Origin of the sequence: Halorubrum tibetense (genome assembly GCF_042661865.1) — an archaeon.
GTDB classification, from domain to species: domain Archaea; phylum Halobacteriota; class Halobacteria; order Halobacteriales; family Haloferacaceae; genus Halorubrum; species Halorubrum tibetense.
On sequence record NZ_JBHSWW010000302.1, the window covers coordinates 1 to 2,759 of the forward strand.

The 2,759-nt window shown below is 54.0% G+C and carries 3 pseudogenes; 2 read left to right on the forward strand and 1 reads right to left on the reverse strand.

Going from position 1 to position 2,759, the window contains the following annotated elements:
• Together ACFQEU_RS14090 and ACFQEU_RS14095 are read left to right on the forward strand one after the other, a co-directional pair.
• A pseudogene (locus tag ACFQEU_RS14090) lies at window positions 1-210 on the forward strand (ISH3 family transposase); the annotation flags it as partial.
• A gap of 642 nt (window positions 211-852) precedes the next feature.
• A pseudogene (locus ACFQEU_RS14095) lies at window positions 853-1,416 on the forward strand (transposase); the annotation flags it as partial.
• A gap of 7 nt (window positions 1,417-1,423) precedes the next feature.
• On the opposite strand, the pseudogene ACFQEU_RS14100 reads toward ACFQEU_RS14095, so the two are convergent.
• Window positions 1,424-2,253, reverse strand: a pseudogene (locus ACFQEU_RS14100) (IS5 family transposase).
• Window positions 2,254-2,759: the final 506 nt, after the last annotated feature.

A 2,759-nucleotide genomic window follows, 5' to 3' on the forward strand; every position in this document is an offset into this window, starting at 1 on the left:
GTGATGTTTGTGGTGAGCCTACTGCTCCAGAATAGCTGGCGGTATCTACACTGGCGGTACGTGGCGGCGCCCCGCCGCGGGGGGCGCCGCCTCTGGAGGTGGCCGTTCACGGAGTTCTGTGAGATGGTGCTGCGGGCCGCTTGGACAGCGCTTGGTGTACGTAGGTCCATTCCAGCGAACCAGCCACTCGACAGCCGGTTCTTCCGGTAGCTGTCCACCGATTTAGATAGCGGTCGTGAGTGGCGACACTGTCGCGTCGGCGGCAGTGCGCCGCCGACAGCGACGATCTATCCCAAAGATCACTCTCACCAGCGCTTCGAAGACGCTTCACGACCAGTTCCATCTGATTCACCGGCATCAGACGAGATTACGCGGCTGTCGATGTGATCGACTGAAACTCTAAATCGCCAAGAACTTCACAGCTTGCTCCTCTCCACAGAGCATTTTCTGGTCGCAGCCAGTAGATGTTCAGGAACTTCTCAAGCCAATCTCGACTCATACTTAGCAAGTTCAGACCGAAGATAAATATTGGTTTGGATTAACAGAAGGCAGAGTGGCAATCTTAACCTGAAAGAATCAAGCGGGCAAGAATAAGGTGAGAAATTCGAGAAATTTGATCGCACATGGTTAAGAAGGCTCGCCAGCGAAAAGAAATTTCGCATAAGAACATACCGCAAGAGCAGCGTGTGTACTTAACTATCGCCACATGCCGACGATTGAATCGTTTCTCGACTAGTCAGATGAGACGATCAGACCGTTATTTTACTAGATCAATAGCTGTGTTGAATCGCCATACAGCAGCGAGGTAGGCCGCTAAATCAAAGGAGTTGAAGCGGGAAAATGCGGTTGTTCATGACGCAGATCTCCCACTTCATCGGGGAGGTTGTGCCGGTTGCTCAAAGAGTTACTGGCGATGGAGTCAAATCCACCACCCCGGAAGGTGGCGGCGGATTCGACGACTATGCACTCGTTTCCCTTCACTGTCTGCGAATTTACCCCGATTCATCGTACCGCATGACGATCGACCTGCTCAAAGAGATGCCACAAATAACCGGAGAGACCGGCCTCAACGTGGCCGATCTTCCTGCGCCGTCCACGCTGTGTAAGACATTCGACCGGATCAGTAGGAGCGTGTGTTGAGTGCTGCTGCGCCGGTCGGCGCAGCTGCACAATCTCTCTGAACACGCCGCAATTGACGCCACGTTCTACGACCGCTCACCAGCCAGCCGCCACTACTGCCAGCGAATCAGCTACCGCGTTCAAAAGTTGAAAGTCACGAAAATCGTTGATACAGCGTCTCAAGCTGTCCTTGACGTTCACTGCTCAACGAACCGGGAAGGAAGCGATGCAGAACTTGCTGAGCAGATCGCCCGCCGGAACGCGGGCGATCTGTGCTTTGTTGAATCCGATGACGGCGTCGGGATCACTGTTTGAGAGCTTGGTCGAGGTTGTAGACTGTGGCGGTCAACACGAGTTCGCGGAACTCACGGTACCAAGCGCGAGGGTGGACAGCGGGGCCGAATCGACGCTTGATGGCCGAAAAGACAGTTTCGGCCATCCAGCGCTGGCCGTATAACTCGCTGTCCAATCGTGCGTTGTGGGCATGATCGTACGCAGTAAACAGCCGGTGGCGCAGCAAGGTCCGGACGCCCTCCGAACGGAGGGCGTCACGGAGCGATTGGTCGTCATAGCCTTTGTCGCCGGCGAGACTCTCGATTTTCTCGGTGCTACGCAGGGCGACTCGACGGCCAGTTTGCGTATCGTGAGGCCAGTGTGCCAAGCAGTGAAGATCGAGGATGGCACACGAGTCCGTATCAATGAGTGCCGTCGTTTTGAGCGTGCGTATGTGGCGATCCGAGCGGTGTTGGTAGTGCCTCGATGCCGTTTCGCGGCGAAGAACGTGACATCGATGACTCCATGCGAGCCCGGATCGCAGCTGTTCGCGGACTCACGAAGGAGGCCGCGCCACACGGACATGGGCACCCTCTCAAACGACCGGTACAGCGTTGAGGGTTCGAGAAATGCCGTCCGCGCCAGCTGTAACAGACCACGAACGCGATCCATCTCACTCGCCCAATCAACGATCTCGCGGTACGTCGCATCCATGTGAACCCGCAAAAAGTGGAGCGTGACATGCTTCCACCCGGGAAATCTGGTGCCAGTCGGACCACTCACCCCCGTTGGACTGGCGGCACAGCGCTTTTGAGCCAGCGACACGGCTTGCTTAACGAAGCGGAAGAGGAGTTTGGACAATTCGGCTCTTCCGCTTTGCTTCCTCCTTCAGAGCGACGCTATCCTGCCGCCTTCTGCGGATTCAACAGAGCACGCTGATGTGTGTCGTCTATAACATCAAGCGCTTCCTCAAACAGTGGATCTCCACGCCTTGTAGCGATTCAACACAGCCCCTTGAATGGAATCAAATAGCTAAATACAATTGACTTGGAGACCTAAAGTACCGTAGAAATATATGGGTTCTAGCGATACCACTCATATCATCGTTGGTTCACACGGATTTGAACATGATATTCCACACCGAGAGCACCGTCTGGCAATTTACTTGTCTGACCATCCTTCAACAGGAAACGTTTATTGGATTTTTCCCAACGACGTTACGAAAATAAAAACAAGGAAATTTAGAGAGAATATTCATGAAGTTTCTATTCCAACTCAGCTTTGCACGTTAGCGTCAGCGGTTGAGTGAACGAAGAGATGGTCGATCTCGGTCATCAAGTCATCGATACCGCGATCATCGTTGTCTC